Raw genomic sequence first — 17217 nt, 5'->3', positions numbered from 1 at the left:
CAGCCTTAGAGCCGGGTGGTCGATAACCGCAATTTGTACGCTAGCGGCGCGTCCCTCGCCAGCCGTATTACGTATCCGAAACACAACGGCCCACCAAAAGGCGGGCCGTTGTGCAGAATATCAGAGCGTTGATCAGTCCTGACGGCTGGTCACTTCCAGCAGGTGATAACCGAACTGGGTCTCGACCGGGCCTTGCACGACGTTGATTGGTGCGCTGAAGACGACGGTGTCGAACTCTTTAACCATCTGGCCTGGACCGAACGAACCCAGGTCACCGCCCTGACGGCTGGACGGGCAAGTGGAGTTGGCTTTGGCTACTTCGGCGAAATCGGCGCCGCCTTCGATCTGGGCTTTGAGTTCGTTGCACTTGGCTTCCGAGGCAACCAGGATGTGACGGGCAGTGGCTTTAGCCATGGAAAATTCTCCTTTCAATGTTCAGTAAAGTGCGGAGCCTACCGGATTCAGTGGCCTATTTCTCGTCAAAGTTCCGGACAGATTATAGGCCGGCATTTCTCAGGCGTTCGGCATGCTGCACATACAAGGCAATCGGGTCGATGCCCTTGCGCAGCGGGCCGGCGGTTTGACTGAGGCTGTCCAGATGATCCAGCGGATAGTCGGAACGGATGACTTTGCCTAAATGGGAGCTGTAGCGGCCAACCATGCCGTCATTTTGTTCCGCCTCGGTGGTGAAGTAGCGAGAGAAGGCCTGGAGGAAACCGTGCAGCGGACTGATCGCCTCCAGCCCTTTATCGAGAAGGTCACCCTGCAATGTCCCGCTCCAGGAGTAATAACGCACGCCGTTCACCAGCTCGCGTCCTTGCCGCCCCAGGTTTTCGGCAGGCCTTGCGGGTATTTGTCGTTGAACGCGCCCACACCTTCGGTGGTCAGGGCGTTGAGCGCCGCGATGGCGTTCTGCGGCATGTGCTGATGACCGCTGAGCAACGACAGAAAGTCAGCAAACAGCGTGGCAACCGTGGCCGCAACGTGTTCCGGCAGGCGTCCCGGTGTGAGGGCCTTGCGCAGGAAATCGGCCAGTTCCGAGCCGTGGTTCGGGCCGCTGACCGAGGTCACCGACGCGACGATCTCCGGGGCAATGGCCGCGGCGTAACGTGCCGCGAGGGCACCCTGGCTATGACCGATCAGGTTGACCTGATGGGCGCCGGTTCCTTCCAGCACCCGTTCGATCTGTGCCAACAGTTGGTCACCACGCACTTCGTTGCTTTGGGTAGCCGAGAGGTGGGGGATAAACACTCTTGCGCCAGCACTTCTGAGGGCCTGCTTGACGTCATGGAAGAGTTCGACTTTGCCAATGCGATCAAAGCCGAAGAGCCCGTGGATCAGCAGGATTGGATACTGTGTGGTTGCATTCCGTAGCATGTTCATTCCTTTTTCGCGGTGGTTCAGAGAGGTGAATATGGGCTCACTCTAAAGCACACCAGCTGCTCGGCGATGTATGAGGAATCCGCTGTAAGCTGATGAAAAAGGTATAGAAAATGTAGGAAAGTTCGAAAGAGCGTGAGGTCCTGTTCGGAATATTTGGACATCTTTTTGTCGTTCGCCGAGCGCATCAATGCAACGGCCTACTGTGCCTAGGCCGTTTACCTGTCAACCGATTCGCTTTTCAGACGCCCAGCCCTCGAATCGAGGGCTGGAAGGTCAGCGGTGGTTATGCCGGTCGTTGTACGCCGTTCTGTGCCCGCAGCCGGTCGGCTGCCTGACGCAACAGGTGTTCCGTTCCGGTCCAGCCAAGGCAGCCATCAGTCACCGATACGCCGTAGCGCAGCGATGGGCTCAAGGGCTGGCAGCCTTCGAACAAATGGCTCTCGACCATCATGCCGATCAGCGATCGATCGCCTTGCAGGCGCTGCTCAAGTACATCGTTGAACACGGCGGGCTGACGTGCAGGGTCTTTGCCGCTGTTGGCGTGGCTGCAGTCGACCATAATCCGCGCGGGGATCTTCAGTCGGGTCAAGTCGCTGTTTATTTGGGCGACGCTGTCGCGATCGTAGTTTGGCCCGCGATGACCACCGCGCAACACCAGATGGGTGTCGGGATTGCCAGGGGTTTGAATGATCGCAGGATGCCCCTGGCTGTCGACACCGAAATGACGATGCGGGTGGGCGGCCGAGCGCATGGCATCGCTGGCAACAGCCACGCCGCCATCGGTGCCGTTCTTGAACCCGACCGGCATGCTCAGGCCGCTGGCCATTTCCCGGTGGATTTGCGACTCGGTGGTGCGGGCGCCGATGGCGACCCAGCTCAGCAGGTCGTCGAAGTAGCCGGCCGCCATCGGTTGCAATAGTTCAGTGGCAATCGGCAAGCCGAGGCGCAGCATTTCGCGCATCAGTTCACGGGACAGCATCAAACCGCCGGCCATGTCATCGCTTCCGTCAAGCCGCGGGTCGTAGGCCAGGCCTTTCCAGCCGACCGTGGTGCGGGGCTTTTCGACGTAGGCGCGCATTACCAGCAACAGCTGGTCGCTGACTTCGGTGGCGAGGCGAGCGAGGTTGGTAGCGTATTCGAGCGCGGACTGGGGATCGTGAATCGAGCAAGGGCCGACGACGACCAGCAGACGGGAATCTTCACCGTTGAGGATCGCGCGAACCGCGTCGCGGTGGGCAGCGACTTGCCGGGTCAGGGCGTTGTTGAGGGGCAGTTGCTGCTTGAGTTGCAACGAGCTGGGCAGACGCAGGGTCAGCGCTTCATTGGCGGAACTCAAGGTGGACAGCGGCAGAGCAGAGACGGACGAGTTCATATTCAGGCTTCCTGGGCTGGCGGCGGGTTCGTTCCCGCGCGCTCGGCCCTACTGGGGTGTTCGACAATTGGCCGGATTGGCTGCGTGTGTGTGCTTGCCACCTGTGGGTGACCGATCGGAGGCGGCAGGCTGTCCCGATCGGAGGCTGCTAAATCGCCAGGCGGAAAAACTGTCGTAACGGTAATAAGTGGCGTAGTTCATTTCGTGAATCCTCTGGTTGTCTGGTGTGTCGCTAATATATCTGGGGCTGAAAAAACAAAACCCCCGGTCGGGAAGCCGACCGGGGGTTGAGAATTCTCTGGTGGCGACCCGTTTAAAGTGGGCGCCGTGTGGGTATCAGGCGCGCCAGTGGCTAAACCAATACCCAAAATAAAAGCTGACCGGAGCACACACGTCAGTCGCCCGGGCAGCCGCAACCGAGCGCGAGGCGCTGGCGGTACGAAGCTGTGAGAGGGCGTTGAACATGGTCTGTCTCCGATGAATGCGCCGAGCTTACTAGAGGCCGGTGCGCGGTTTCAATCAGAAAATGCTATCGGGCACCGGCGGCGTTTCCTATCGCTTGAGTGCATCAGGGTTTATGACACACTTCGTGTTCCGCCCAACCTGTCACCTCATAAGGACGAAACATGACGACACTGACCATCGCCGCTGCACAGTCGATCGCCATCGCGGGGGATCTGGCCGCCAATATGGTCTGGCATCGGCGTTTCATGCAGGTTGCTGCGGAGCAGGGTGTCCAGTTGCTGGTCTTTCCCGAATTGTCGTTGACCGGGTACGAGCGTGGGCTCGCCGCTGAGCTGGCAATTGCGCCGAATGCCGAGGTGCTGCGACCGTTGCGGGATTTCGCGCGGGAAGTGGGCGTGACGAGTGTGGTCGGAATGCCGATTCGTCTGTCGGATGATTCGCCGGTCCTGATCGGTGCGTTGGTCCTGGGTGCCGATGGTTCGCTCGGGGTGTACAGCAAGCAGCATCTGCATCCCGGCGAGGAGGTGGCGTTTACGCCAGGAACGGGTGGTTCGACCTTGACGATCGGCACCGACACGGTCGCGTTGGCGGTGTGCGCCGATTTTTCTCACGCCAGTCACGCGGCAGCGGCGGCGGGACAAGGTGCTGACCTTTATGCCGCGGGCGTACTCATCACCGAAAACGGCTATGCGCCGGATACTGCCCTCTTGCAAGGCTATGCAGGCACCCATTCGATGGCCGTGTTGATGGCTAACCATGGCGGTACGACCGGGGGCTGGGAGTCGGCTGGACGCAGTGCAATCTGGGCGGCGGACGGATCGCTGATTGCCGCAGCTCCCGGCACGGGTAACGTGCTGGTCGTTGCGCGCCGAGACGCTGACGGCTGGAAAGGGCAAATCCTGAAGGTCCTGGAGGCTTGATGGGTTTTGAGTTGCGTCCCGCAACCGCCCGGGATCTGGAATTCGCCCGCGACCTGACCTGTCGCAACATGCTTCGCTATTACATTCAGCATGATCTGCTGTGGCAGGACGAGGCCTTCGATGTCGCCTGGGCCGGGCGTGAGAACTGGTTGATCGTCCGTGACGATGTCTTGCAGGGTTATGTGAGCTTGAGTCGCGACGCCAGAGCCGTGTACATCCGAGAATTGCACGTGCTCGAAGCATTTCAGGGGCGGGGTGCCGGTTCCTGGGCGATCGATCAGGTATTTGCCATGGCGTGCAAGGAACGGCGTCCGGCGTTACGCCTGACAGTTTTTGAAACGAATCCGGCCAAAGCGCTGTACGAGAGAAAGGGGCTGAAGGTAGTTGGCCAAGATGAGTGTTTCCTGAGAATGCAGCGCGATGTCGATGAGCTGCGTCGCTGAAACACGCTAGCGACAAGCCTTTCAAGATGTATTGAAACTTTTTATATAGCGCTTGCCGCTAGGTCTGCCAGTCGCTTTTTGCTAAGGTGTCCGGCAACCCAATAAGACCATATCGCGAGGTGTCTGCTTGATTAGGGTGCTAGTAGTCGATGACCATGATCTCGTTCGTACAGGCATTACACGAATGCTGGCTGACATCGATGGCCTGCAAGTAGTCGGCCAGGCTGAGTCGGGGGAGGAATCCCTGCTTAAAGCGCGTGAGTTGAAACCCGATGTGGTGCTGATGGACGTCAAGATGCCCGGGATCGGCGGTCTTGAAGCCACGCGCAAGTTATTGCGCAGTCATCCGGACATCAAAGTCGTCGCGGTCACCGTGTGTGAGGAAGATCCGTTTCCTACGCGGCTCCTGCAGGCCGGTGCCGCGGGTTATCTGACCAAGGGCGCCGGGTTGCCGGAAATGGTCCAGGCCATTCGCCTGGTGTTTGCCGGGCAACGCTACATCAGCCCTCAGATTGCACAGCAACTGGCGATCAAATCCTTTCAGCCGACCAACGATTCGCCCTTCGACGCGCTGTCGGAACGCGAGATCCAGATCGCATTGATGATTGTCGGCTGTCAGAAAGTCCAGATCATTTCCGACAAGCTCTGCCTGTCGCCCAAAACGGTCAACACTTACCGTTACCGCATTTTCGAGAAGCTCTCGATCAGCAGTGATGTCGAGCTGACGCTGTTGGCGGTGCGTCACGGCATGGTCGATGCCAGCCTCTGAAATGACCGAAGTCTTCGATCCAGGCGCTTTTCTGTCGACCGTCAGTGGGCGCCCCGGCGTCTACCGCATGTTCGACAGCGATGCTCGCCTGCTGTATGTCGGCAAAGCCAAGAACCTGAAAAATCGCCTGTCGAGCTACTTCCGCAAATCCGGTCTGGCGCCCAAGACGGCTGCGCTGGTCGCCCGTATTGCCCAGGTCGAGACCACCATCACGGCCAACGAAACGGAAGCCTTGCTGCTTGAGCAGACGCTGATCAAGGAGTGGCGTCCGCCGTATAACATCCTGCTGCGCGATGACAAATCCTACCCTTACGTCTTTCTCTCGGATGGCCAGTTCCCTCGTCTGAGCATCCATCGTGGTGCGAAAAAGGCCAAGGGCAAGTATTTCGGTCCGTATCCCAGCGCGGGCGCCATTCGTGAAAGCCTGAGCCTGCTGCAAAAAACGTTTTTTGTTCGCCAGTGCGAAGACAGCTATTACAAGAACCGTACGCGCCCTTGTCTGCAATACCAGATCAAGCGGTGCAAGGCCCCGTGCGTCGGGCTGGTGGAGCCCGAAGTGTATGCCGAGGACGTTCGCCACTCGGTGATGTTCCTTGAAGGCCGCAGCAATGCACTGACGGACGAGTTGTCTGCGGGCATGGAAGAGGCGGCGATCAACCTCGAGTTCGAGCGCGCCGCCGAGTTGCGTGACCAGATTTCACTGCTGCGTCGAGTCCAGGACCAACAAAGCATGGAAGGCGGCACCGGCGATATCGATGTGATCGCTGCATTCGTCAATCCGGGCGGTGCCTGTGTTCACCTGATCAGCGTGCGCGGTGGGCGGGTGCTGGGCAGTAAGAACTTCTTTCCTCAGGTCGGCATCGACGAAGACGTTTCCGAGGTCATGGCTGCCTTTCTCGGCCAGTACTTCATTACCAGTCCTGAGCGCGACTTACCGAGCGAACTGATCGTCAACGTGGTCCACGAGGACTTTCCGACCCTGATTACGGCCATTGAAGAGCTGCGCGGTCGCGAGTTGACCATCAGCCATCGGGTACGTGGTACGCGAGCACGCTGGCAACAATTGGCGGTCACCAATGCCGAGCAGGCGTTGGGCGCGAGGCTGGCCAACCGTCAACACGTCGCTGCGCGTTTCGATGCCTTGGCAGAAGTGTTGAACCTGGACGAGCCGCCACAGCGCCTGGAGTGCTACGACATCAGCCACTCCAGCGGCGAAGCCACCGTGGCGTCGTGCGTGGTGTTCGGTCCGGAAGGCCCGATCAAGTCCGACTATCGTCGTTACAACATCGAAGGCGTCACCCCGGGCGACGACTATGCGGCCATGCACCAGGCCCTGACACGGCGCTTCAGCAAGCTGAAAGACGGGGAGGGCAAGTTGCCGGACATTCTGCTGGTGGACGGCGGCAAGGGTCAGCTGTCGATGGCCCGCGACGTGCTCAATGAGCTGGCGGTGCCTGATCTGATTCTGCTGGGCGTGGCCAAGGGCGCGACGCGCAAGGCCGGTTTTGAAACCCTGTACCTCAACGACGCCGCCCACGAATTTACCTTGCGCGGTGATTCCCCCGCGCTGCATCTGATTCAACAGATTCGCGATGAGGCCCACCGTTTCGCCATTACCGGGCACCGTGCCCGACGTGGAAAAACCCGGCGCACCTCGACGCTTGAGGGCGTTGCAGGCGTCGGACCGACACGTCGCCGCGATTTGTTAAAACATTTTGGTGGATTGCAGGAGCTGTCTCGTGCCAGCATCGAAGAGATCGCCAAAGCACCCGGGATCAGTAAAAAGCTCGCAGAGTTGATTTATGCAAATCTGCACAGCGAGTAGAATGCCACCTCACCTCGTAGCCAGTTGTGCCGATGAATATCCCTAATCTGATTACCGTTCTACGCGTCCTGCTCATCCCGATCTTCATTTTACTGTTCTACCTGCCTTACCAATGGAGCTACCTGGCCTCCGCCTCGGTCTTCGCATTTGCCGCCGCCACAGACTGGCTGGACGGTTATCTGGCCCGTCGTCTGGAGCAAAGTACACCGTTCGGGGCTTTCCTTGATCCCGTGGCTGACAAGCTGATGGTGGCCGTTGCGCTGGTGCTGCTGGTGCAAGAACACGGCAACCTGTGGCTCACGCTGCCTGCTGCGGTCATCATCGGTCGCGAGATTGTCGTCTCGGCACTGCGTGAATGGATGGCCGAACTCGGTGCCCGCGCTCACGTCGCCGTGTCGAACCTCGGCAAATGGAAAACCGCCGCGCAAATGCTGGCGCTGGTGATCCTGCTGGCCAATCCATCGGACTTTACCTTCTGGGTCTTGATCGGTTATGCCTTGCTGCTGGTGTCTGCCGGACTGACATTATGGTCCATGGTCCAATACCTGCGGGCTGCCTGGCCGCATCTGAAGACCGACGTGGAAAAGAAATAAAACTTTTTTGAATCAAAGGGTTGACGGGGCTTCTGGATTCTATAGAATGCGCCACACCAAGACGCGGGAATAGCTCAGTTGGTAGAGCACGACCTTGCCAAGGTCGGGGTCGCGAGTTCGAGTCTCGTTTCCCGCTCCAGATGTTGTTTTGCAGAGCTCCATTGAGCGCTGCAAAGCTAGAAAATAGAGGCTTCGGCCTCTTTTTTCGTTCCTGCGATTTCTATCGAAATCTACCAGCAGCCACGAATTTTAAGTACATCAATAAGTACCTCGAAATCCGGGTTTTGCTCGTTGCAGTTTCCAGATAGATGAAGCATCGCCGGACCCGTACATCTCTCCTCAATCGAACGAGACGAGGGGATGTACCCATGCCTTTGACCGATACGGCAGTTCGTAACGCCAAACACTACGGAAAAAACTACACCCTAAAGGATATGGACGGGTTGTACCTGTTCATTGGTGCCAAAGGCGGAAAAAGCTGGCATTTCCGTTTCTATTGGCTAGGCCGGCAGGTACGTATTTCGTTGGGCATTTATCCGGAAATAAGCCTCAAGAATGCTCGATCGGCTCGAGACCAAGCTCGAACCTTGGTTGCACAGGGGATTGATCCCCGCGCCATCAGGAAGGAAGAGCGCCTGGCAGCCTGTGCAGCGGTCGAGAATTCATTTGCTGCAGTCTTTCTGGCTTGGCGCACGTTTAAGGCTGTCACCCTCCAGTCAGGCCGCCAAAGTACGCTTTCTCAAATCGATCGTATTTTCGCAAAGGATGTGACGCCTTGGCTAGGTAAGCTGCCAATCGTCGAGGTGTCTCGCCAACATCTAATAGAACTGTTACGCAAGATCGAGTGCAGGCAAGCCTATACAACTGCAGAGAAGTGTCGGACCTGGTTCAACCAGCTATTCCGATACGCTATGGTTGAGAAAGGACTCATGTCCAATCCTGCCGCAGATCTCGATATTGTTGCGATTCCCAAGCCTCCTGTTTCGCATAACCCCTTTTTGCGCATGGAGGAGCTTCCACTATTTCTCCAAAAGCTGCGTAGCTACTCAGGTAGCCTTACGACTCAGTTGGGTGTGCGATTGCTCTTTCTAACTGGGGTGCGTACAGGAGAGCTCCGGGCGGCTCTGCCTGAGCAGTTTGATCTTGACCGGGGTATCTGGACGATTCCTGCTGTTCTCGTAAAGCAGTTACAGCTACGCCAGCGGAAGGAATGCAACACTATTCCACCGTACATCGTGCCACTGTCAAGGCAGGCCATTGAGATCATCAGAGAGCTAATGAGATTGAAGCGCCCAGCGCAGCGCTACCTGATCTCTCATCGTAGTGATCTCTCCAAACAAATCAGCGAGAACACACTGAATGCTGCTTTGAAGCGAATAGGGTATGACCTGCAGCTAACAGGGCACGGCATTCGCGCGACGCTCTCAACCGCTTTAAATGAGCTCGGTTACGATGAGAAATGGGTGGATGCACAGCTGTCACATGCTGATCCGAACCAGATTCGAGCGACTTACAATCATGCGATGTATGTCGAACAACGACATAGAATGATGCAGGATTGGGCCGACCAACTTGATCTGTGGGAGAGGGGTGAAAAGGGGGTTGTTGCCGCCCCGGTGTCTAACCTCTCTGGGGAGTTGGACATGATTGCGGAATACCTGAAAAAATTGTCCGCTGGTGGGAGTCCTCAGGTTGGTGGTGCTTTGGGACGTGAGCGCGCCATTTCAGCGCGCAGGCTTTAACATACGATCACTTCGGAACTGTGCATTCAGTGGGTTGGGACGGCTGTGCTGTAGAGCGGCGATTTACGTCCCAATGCCACGTTACTTATTGGACGTGCGTTCACCGAAGTGAAATTGGTACGCTCTTCAGTAAAATTTTGGGGCTGGGTATGAATCTCTCTGACGCAACACTAGTGCTGCTACTGGCGGCTCGAATCCATGGAACGGACGATGCTGTCAGGGCTTCGGCGAAGAGCGTTGTGAAGAAGCTTCCGCGCAGCAAACGCGATCTCATCTATAAGGTGATCGAAGCCAAAAGCCCCCTTCATCTCGTGGGCTTTATTGCTGAAAATCTGGATGACTTCTGAATCCTCGCGGCATGGCGTCACGAGCGTCCAATCTAGTATTAGCGTTGGCGACTGAGTCGGATTTTATCTTACGAAGATTTTGATTTTCCTGTCCTGAGGCGGGACATGCTCGCTCCTCTATTGAGGCGCTGGCGGAGTCAGTGACCTTAATTTTCGCCAGATCCTCTGCTCTTTGTTGACTACTCCTACATTTTTCCTTCAACCCTTTTGCTAGCGTAAACGACTTCATATTGGCGTTCGCGCAGTGACGGCGTTGAGCTGTCTTTGCGAAAAAGGAAGGGCTGGAAGGTGATGGATCACTCGTTCCCGTTGAAGGTTGTTGATCAGAAATAATCGAGTCGTTGCGCGATCGGATGGATGCCGCAGGATGCATTTTCGAGTTTGTAGTCGTCGTTCCTGATAGGGATGTTGAGATTGATGAGTCAGTGCATCGACGAGCCTTGAGTGAGCTTTACCAGCAGATCATGGCAGGCCAGCGTGAGTGGTATCGTAGGCTTGAGCGGACTTTGCCAGATGCCGAGTACCCAGAACCGACCATGACGTGGGATCTCAAAAAGGCCACAGCCAATCTTTTATCCCAAGCACAGGTTCGTAGTCTGACGATGACCGAAGGATTTGAGTCTGGGTCTCTGCGACTTTATGACCATTTTCGTGAGTCGCCGAGTTCGCCAGCGCTTAATAAAGAAAAGGGCGGGTTGAAAGAGCTTTTCCGCGATTGGCTCGAGGTGCTCGGACTTGAGGATCGAAATGATGTCGTCGTGTTCAACTGGATTAAGGGCATTCGGACGGAGAGTCTTCCAGAAGACTTCAACCCTGGCAGCGAGCCATGGAGCGAGTACTTCAGTTTAGGAGAGGAGTGGCGTAGCGGTTGGTGTTTGACGATTTGGAATCCACGACAACGCTTGCTCAGTGCGATTGCTGCCAGCGGGGCTAGTCGAGAACAGTACGAACGTCTTGATTCACTCGCATGATGCGTAATCACTATCTTGTGAGGGAGGTAGTAGCGCAGGCTTGCAGCTCGCAATCTCCGCTTATGCTCTGTTGAGTGCGGCACCGGCTTCTATCGTTTGCTATGTGTAAAATGCCACTCCACCTATTCCTGTACCGAGAAATTCAAGTTGAGCAAAGCTCTCGTTCGCGCTTCATGGATCGACACCACTATCGGGGGGCATCCGCGGTCATCGCGCTACTGGGCACCCCCAATAGCCCCCGACTCAACACCGCGCTAGCCGATACTGAAACTCCTCTGGGTAAAAAATAATTACCGTGCGCACTCCAAGTGATCCTGGCTGTTTGGGTATGACGCTGACGACGGGAAGCAAAAATTCACTCATTTCATCGAAGGCCAGCAAGGTGTTCAAGTATGAAGAAAGGGATCGGTTACTCGTAAAGTCCTTTAGATGAGTCCAGAGCGTTTAGCAGTTCCTCTTCAGATATTGAATACTGACTAAGGTTGTCTATATCTAAATCCCCCCATTCCTGCTCATCTTCGATTTCGAGGAGCAGCAGTGGAAGTTTCTTTCTATTGAAGAAAGTAATTATGTCGCGAATATCCTTGTCGCGCTCAACATGGTCATTTTGATAAAGGTCACACGTGTAAAAAAACCCTTTATCCCCCATGGCGAGCTTTTTTTGTGAACCAATTAGCGACATTTTAAATCGTTGGTGCAGGAATTTGGCCACTTCAAGGTCGCTAGTGGGGGCTGCAGAAGCAATACTTATCTTAGTCATGGCTCAAAAATCCTCGGGTACCAATGGGTTAAGTGGTTTTCCTTTGGTCTCGTTTTGGAAGCTACCACCGTGCCATCTATATAGATGCTCATCTCTTGTTGCTGGATAGATGTTAAAAGCTTTGTCAGCCAGTTGTGGGTAATCCAGTGCATTGTACATATGATGACCCTCAATAGTTTTGTCATCAAATTTCGGGCGCTTGTTTTTCATGATGTCATCGGCTTGCTCCGGACTCCAATCCCTTGTGCCCGACTCACCCCCGCGAAGTCTTTTTCTTTCCTCTGACCAGAAACGATCTACACCTCTCTGGCGCCTATTCGAGAAACGCCTGTCCCAATCTAGATGAGCAACCTCGTCCCGGGTGGCTGTCCTGCTTTCGACTTTACCCTGCAGCACTTTCTTTTGAGGGCTGCTCAAAGGTTTGTATGGGGTCTCGTAGCTTGGTACAGCTGGTGTGCCCTCGTCGACAACCGGTTTAGTTGCAGTGTCTCGGGTTGCTGCGTCAGGTTTCGTTCCTCCTTGCCCTGGACAAACCTCCAACCCCAACGGATCCACCCATCCCGTAGGGTTAGGTACGTACTGGTAGTTGTTCAACCCGCCCGCAAGCTTGATCGGATCCGGCGTCAAAAAACGCCCGGTCCCCGGATTGTAGTAGCGATGCCGGTTGTAATGCAGACCTGTTTCGGCGTCGAAGTACTGACCTTGAAATCGCAAAGGATTGTCAATTTCAGCAATGTCGAGGGTGGCGAGGTTGCCGTAGGAACGGTATTTCGCCGACCACATGATTTCACCGCTGTAGTCGGTGAGTTCCTGTGGAGTGCCTAGGTGATCGAGCTGGTAGTAGAACGGTGTAGCCCTGAGGGGGCCTTCACCGTCGAGCATCGCCAGCGGGCGGAAGCTGTCGGGTTCGTAGATGTAAGTTCGATAGCGGTTGACCGCACTTTCGGCAATCAGGCGTTCGCCTTGCCACAAGAACTCGGTGGTGATGCCATCGACGGTTTTGTCGATACGCCGGCCGAAGGCATCGTATTTGTAGCTGGCGATGCTGCCGCCGGGCAGGCTGACGCCTATCAAGCGATGCTGGCAGTCGTAACGGTACTCGGTAACGAGTTTCTGCCCGGCGCCGCGACGTTCGCGCATCAGGTTGCCGTAGGCGTCGTAATCGTAGTGGCGGTCGCCCTGCATCAGCAGGCGGTTACCTTTGATGTTGGCCAGATTCGCGCTTGGTTGGTCGCCTTGGCTCAGCAAGTTACCGGCGGGGTCGTGAGCGAAACTTTCCGGGGTGGTGCCACGGACGTTGATCAGTCGGTCGAGCGGATCGTAATGGTAGCTGCGATTGCCTTTGCGACTGTCGTCGATACCGGCGAGGTTGCCATTGGCGTCGTAGGCGTAGCGACGGTGGAACAGGTTGTGGTCCTGTAGGCTGACGCTGTGGGCTTGCAGGCGACCTTGTTCGTCGTACTGGTATTGGCTGAGCAAAAGCCCTTGTTGGCGCTGTAGTTCCCGGCCGGCGTTGAACTGGTGGGTGGTCAAGCGCGAACCATTGAGGTCGATGCTGCTCAACTGACCACCGCGTTGGTGGCGGTAATCGAGTTTACTGCCGTCGGGCAGACGGCAGTGGCTCAGTTGGCCGAGTTTGTCGTACTCGTAACGCGTGGTGCCCCAGCCTTGGTGTTCGGTAATCAGGCGGTCTTGCAGGTCATATTCGTAGGCGAGAGGCCAGTGGCCGTCGTCGACGTTTACCAAGCGACCCAATGCATCGTAGCTGTAGTGAATTTCTTCGCCATCGGCCAGGGTCTTTACCAGCAGGCGGCCAGCGGCGTCGCGCTGGTACTCGGTAACCAGTTCGCTGCCGTCATCGCCGAATTCGGTTTTCTTCAGCAGTTGGCCGTTGAGGTCGTATTCGTAGGCGGTGCGGCGACCGTCGAAACCGGTTTCCTGTTGGATCAGACCGTTAGGGTAATAGTCGAGGTGGTAGTGCTCGCCACGCTCGTTTTCGATCTCGCTCAGCAGCAGGCGCGAGTTGTCATAGCGGTAGCGCAGCTGGCTGCCGTCTGGATTGATCCGGCGGCTGACCAAGTGCAGTCCATCGGCATATTCATAGCGCGTGACGCGACCGAGTTCATCACGTTCGGCGGTGACGCGACCGTATGGGTTGTAGGTGAACGCACGGGAGGCTCCGCCGGGCAGGGTGACTTGCGTCAGGCGATCGACGGCATCCCATTGATACTGAGTGATTGCGCCGCTTTCATCCTGGCGGGTGATCTGTCGACCCAACGCGTCGTATCGATACTTGCGTTGGCCGCCGTCAGGCAGGCGTTCTTCCAACAGTTGACCGAGGTTATTCCAACCCAGTTGATGGCGGCTGCCATCGGGGTGACGGATTTCCAGCAGGCGACCCTGTCGGTCATAGCTGTAGTGAGTTTCGTTGCCGTGGGGATCGGTTTGTTGGGTGATATCGCCCTGGCGGTTACGCTCGTACTGCCAGCGAGCTCTGCCACGTTTGACTTCAACGAGTTGACCATCGAAGTAGTTGTAGTGTGTCGTTTCATCTTCGGCAGGAACAACGGACATCAAGCGTCCGGCGTCATTGTAGTGGTACTCAGTGACGGCACCGAGCGCGTCTTTTTCTGCGATCAGGCGACCTTCGTCGTTGTAGGCTTTTTGCGTTTCAGCACCATCAGGGCCTGTTTCGCTGATCAGTCGTGCATTATCGTCATGCACGTACACCTGTTCGCTACCGTCGGCGTTAAGGACGGTCACCGTACCCTTGTCGTCCCATACGTAACGTGCTTCCAGTTGCGAGTAGCTTGCCCAGTGGCGGACGCAACGGGAAAACTTGCCCTCGCGTTCCCATTCCCAGAAGAAGCTGGTGCCCCCAGCCAGTTGTCGTTCCAGAATGACATGCTGATCGTTGTAGCGGTAATACTCGCTTTCACCTGCAGCATTGGTAGCCGACACAAGTTGATTGCGCGCGTTGTAATGGTAGGTAACCAGCGTCTGAATCGTCAGCCACGGATCCTGGCGCTCACCGCGATCGTTGTACTCGGGACGCTGCTGCTGGTAGTCCATTGCTGAAATGTGGCGGTCGTCATAACGCAGAAACAAGGCACGTCCCGCGCCGTTGTCGATGCGCTGAATGCGGCCGACCAGGTCATAGCTGATGTGTACCCGGTTGTCATAGGCATCGCTGATAGTAATCAGGCGCCCGGCGCGGAAGTGGTAAAAGCGGTCGCCTTGCCCAGCCTGATTCAGGATCAGCTCACCGGGTACGTCGCCCAGGTAAATTGCTGACTGCGCCAGACTGTTGATGATGGCCGGACGCTGTTCGCTCGGCATAGGGAAGCGAGTCTGACGGTTTTCATTGTCGGTCCACAGTACGCCTTCATCGTCCAGTTGCAGGTGATGGGACAGTGAATGGCTCCAGCCATGGCCTAAACGACTATCTGTCTCGACTGCACTACTGCGGTACAGACGTGTCCACTCCAGCCGTAACAACCCGCCCAATTCGCCGTCGGTAAGGGTCAGCAACTCCTCACCCGTCACCATCGAAACGGGTTCGCCGTTGGTGCAGGTCTTGTTGGCGCACTGTGCGGGTTGATCGGCTGGGTTTTTGGATTGGGCAGGTGCGTTATCGACTTTTTCCTGCTGTTCGATACGTGTGGTGTTTTCTTTCTTCCCGCGCGCATGAATCTGCGCGTCGGTTTCCACCTTGCCGCCAGTAACCGGTGGCTTTTTCTTGGGTGCTGTCGCCGTTACCGCAGACTTGGGTGCGGCAATTTCAACGCTGGCCTTGCGTGCTTGATTGACCGCTGAATTGCCGTTGAGCAGCAGCGGTTTGGCTGCTTCTGTATGGACCTTGGCGTTCTTCTTGCTGACTTTCATCAACATGCCGGTGAAATCTTCGATCAGCTTCAGCACTTTGCCACCGTTTTGGGTGGCGTTGAGTGCCTTGGTACCGACACGTACTGCCAGGCCGAGGCCACCCGTCAAAACAACACCGACCAAGATGTTCAGCAGGACTTCTGTTGTCAGCTCGGAAAGCACCTCGGTACAGGTCTGTGGCGGCAGCATTTTGACCCAGGCCATGATCGCGGCCACGTAGATCCACATCAACGGCTCGTCGCTGGCGATCAGAAGGGCGGTGTGAATCGCTTCCGCAGAGGCGTTGTAGATGCGCTTGATTTCTTCCTCGGTGAAGAATTTCTTCAGCTTTTCGTAATTCTCTCGAGGGTGCGCCACCAGGTTGTAGAGGCTTTTGATATCGCCCCACAGACCCATGATCGCTTTCAGGAAGCCTTTCCAGGAGGCTTCCAGGTCTTGCATCACGCGACCAGTCATGGAAGCGCTGTTATGCGCCTGCCAGAGCGGTAGAAAATCTGTGGTCCACTGGGTTTGTAGCCAGCCGCTCAGATCTCCAATCACGCCCTGATAGGAGTTGAACAAGGTGTCGATTTGTGCGGGAGTTGGGTTCGGGAAAAAGGTGATTTTGTACTGCTGGTTTGGCGTGAGGCCTGCAACTTCGAGAATCCCGCTGGGACCGATCGTTGTAGTAATAGCCTGACCTATTTCATTTTTACCAAACAGCTTGCCGTCAGCCACGGGCGCCAACCGGACCGGCGTATTGCCGATCGGGACAAACCGCGCAGACTCGAAGCTGTGAACCAATTTCAGCTTGCCGTTGGCCGGGCAGTTTGCGTAAAGGTCTACTTGCTGTTTGCTGTCTTTGTCTTGAGTACCGACTTCGTCACCGACTTGAAACTGTTGTTCGGCATCCAGCGCACCGCCATACCAGGCTTCGGCATGGGTGCGATAGTCGGCGATACACTTCTTGAAGTCACTGATGATGACCTGAGCGTCTGGTTGTTTTGCTGTGAGGTTCCCAACAATGGAACCCATCAAAATGCTCATACGGTCACCTCATTTTCCAAGTTGGCTTTCAGCAGCCCTGTGTAGTTTTCTTCCGTGAGTGGGGTGCGTTTAACAAAGCGCGCCACTTTTTGCTGCAAGTTCGATTCAGGGAACGAGAAATACAACTCAGCGTGATCCTCCTTCAGCCACTGCATCATGTTGCCGACCACTGTGGACGGGTTTTTCGTCATCAAGCCATCGAGCAACGTCTTGGGCACTTCCCACCACGGCCATTCCTTCGCTGGCGGCACAATCCGCGGCCCAACCTCCAGACGCTTGCCATTAATCAAATACCGATCAAATACCGGCAGTACTTCACCCGCCGCATCACCCAATCCTTCAAGAATCGGCAAGATATGCCGCCCATCCCAAAACCGGAAAAACACCTCGGTCCCATCGGGCATACGCACCTGGGTCAAACTGCGAAGGTGTTCGAACACCACCTCAGGCGTGCTGGATGAAACCGCCAGCCAACCCCAGTCCTGCGCATCCGTCTCGGCAATCCACTGCAGAAAACCGGAGTTGGGTTTCAACTCGACGAGGTAGGGCATGACCTGTTGCCAACCCGCATAGGGCGTTCCGCCCCAGATCGGGGTTGCTTGGGTCATTGGTTCATTCTGATAAAGCGTCTTGAGCGCTTCAGCATCGCTGGCGGCGCTGATGATCAAATAAAGACGTTCACCTGCCTGCAACGGTTTGTCAGCAAGCCACGCCTG

At 56.2% G+C, this 17217-nt stretch carries 12 protein-coding genes, 1 tRNA gene and 2 pseudogenes; 9 read left to right on the top strand and 6 right to left on the bottom strand.

Annotation, left to right across the window (positions count from 1 at the left end; translation table 11 throughout):
• Positions 1–132: 132 nt before the first annotated feature.
• From K0F88_RS26595 to K0F88_RS26585, 3 genes and pseudogenes are all read right to left on the bottom strand, one after another.
• Positions 133–414, bottom strand: a complete 282-nt coding sequence (locus K0F88_RS26595; RefSeq protein ID WP_219097202.1) for a peptidylprolyl isomerase — start codon at positions 412–414, stop codon at positions 133–135.
• 82 nt (positions 415–496) lie between these two features.
• Positions 497–1377: pseudogene (locus K0F88_RS26590) on the bottom strand (esterase/lipase family protein).
• Between the two features lie 289 nt (positions 1378–1666).
• Entirely contained in the window at positions 1667–2755 is a 1089-nt protein-coding gene (locus K0F88_RS26585) for a 3-deoxy-7-phosphoheptulonate synthase (RefSeq protein WP_219097201.1), read from the bottom strand.
• A 626-nt stretch (positions 2756–3381) separates the two neighbouring features.
• Between K0F88_RS26585 and K0F88_RS26580 the strand changes: the two genes are divergently transcribed.
• The 9 genes and pseudogenes from K0F88_RS26580 to K0F88_RS26540 all read left to right on the top strand — a co-directional run bounded on the left by K0F88_RS26580 (position 3382) and on the right by K0F88_RS26540 (position 10830).
• Positions 3382–4140 carry a carbon-nitrogen hydrolase family protein gene (locus K0F88_RS26580; RefSeq protein WP_219097200.1) on the top strand — a complete coding sequence of 253 codons (759 nt, stop codon included), beginning with the start codon at positions 3382–3384 and terminating at the stop codon, positions 4138–4140.
• Complete coding sequence (locus K0F88_RS26575) at positions 4140–4583, top strand: N-acetyltransferase (RefSeq protein ID WP_094467271.1); 444 nt, start codon at positions 4140–4142, stop codon at positions 4581–4583. The genes K0F88_RS26580 and K0F88_RS26575 overlap by 1 nt, the downstream gene beginning before the upstream one ends.
• Positions 4584–4710: 127 nt before the next feature.
• Complete coding sequence (gene uvrY / locus K0F88_RS26570) at positions 4711–5352, top strand: UvrY/SirA/GacA family response regulator transcription factor (protein WP_008015884.1); 642 nt, start codon at positions 4711–4713, stop codon at positions 5350–5352.
• A 1-nt stretch (position 5353) separates the two neighbouring features.
• The gene (gene uvrC, locus K0F88_RS26565) at positions 5354–7177 is read left to right on the top strand and encodes an excinuclease ABC subunit UvrC (RefSeq protein WP_109632020.1); all 1824 of its coding nucleotides are present in this window, start codon (positions 5354–5356) and stop codon (positions 7175–7177) included.
• Between the two features lie 32 nt (positions 7178–7209).
• On the top strand, positions 7210–7770 hold the full coding sequence (gene pgsA, locus K0F88_RS26560) for a CDP-diacylglycerol--glycerol-3-phosphate 3-phosphatidyltransferase (protein WP_109632018.1): 561 nt from the start codon (positions 7210–7212) through the stop codon (positions 7768–7770).
• Between the two features lie 63 nt (positions 7771–7833).
• A tRNA-Gly gene (locus tag K0F88_RS26555) sits at positions 7834–7909 on the top strand.
• 229 nt (positions 7910–8138) lie between these two features.
• Positions 8139–9392, top strand: a pseudogene (locus K0F88_RS26550) (tyrosine-type recombinase/integrase); the annotation flags it as partial.
• Between the two features lie 269 nt (positions 9393–9661).
• On the top strand, positions 9662–9859 hold the full coding sequence (locus tag K0F88_RS26545; protein ID WP_219097198.1) for a hypothetical protein: 198 nt from the start codon (positions 9662–9664) through the stop codon (positions 9857–9859).
• A gap of 353 nt (positions 9860–10212) precedes the next feature.
• Positions 10213–10830, top strand: coding sequence for a hypothetical protein (locus K0F88_RS26540; protein ID WP_219097197.1), 618 nt, complete (start codon positions 10213–10215; stop codon positions 10828–10830).
• A gap of 409 nt (positions 10831–11239) precedes the next feature.
• Here the strand turns inward: K0F88_RS26540 and K0F88_RS26535 are convergent, their stop codons facing one another.
• The 3 genes from K0F88_RS26535 to K0F88_RS26525 form a co-directional block, all read right to left on the bottom strand.
• Positions 11240–11590 (bottom strand): hypothetical protein, encoded by a 351-nt coding sequence (locus K0F88_RS26535; protein WP_219097196.1) that lies wholly within the window; start codon positions 11588–11590, stop codon positions 11240–11242.
• 3 nt (positions 11591–11593) lie between these two features.
• Entirely contained in the window at positions 11594–16501 is a 4908-nt protein-coding gene (locus tag K0F88_RS26530; RefSeq protein WP_219097195.1) for an RHS repeat-associated core domain-containing protein, read from the bottom strand.
• A partial coding sequence (locus tag K0F88_RS26525) for a DUF4123 domain-containing protein (protein WP_219097194.1) occupies positions 16498–17217 on the bottom strand: 720 nt, incomplete at its 5' end. The genes K0F88_RS26525 and K0F88_RS26530, both read right to left, overlap by 4 nt.

This window comes from Pseudomonas sp. UMAB-40 (assembly GCF_900095275.1).
Lineage (GTDB): Bacteria > Pseudomonadota > Gammaproteobacteria > Pseudomonadales > Pseudomonadaceae > Aquipseudomonas > Aquipseudomonas mandelii_B.
The sequence above is the reverse complement of the archived record's forward strand: the minus strand, read 5'-3'. Positions and strand labels throughout refer to the sequence as shown.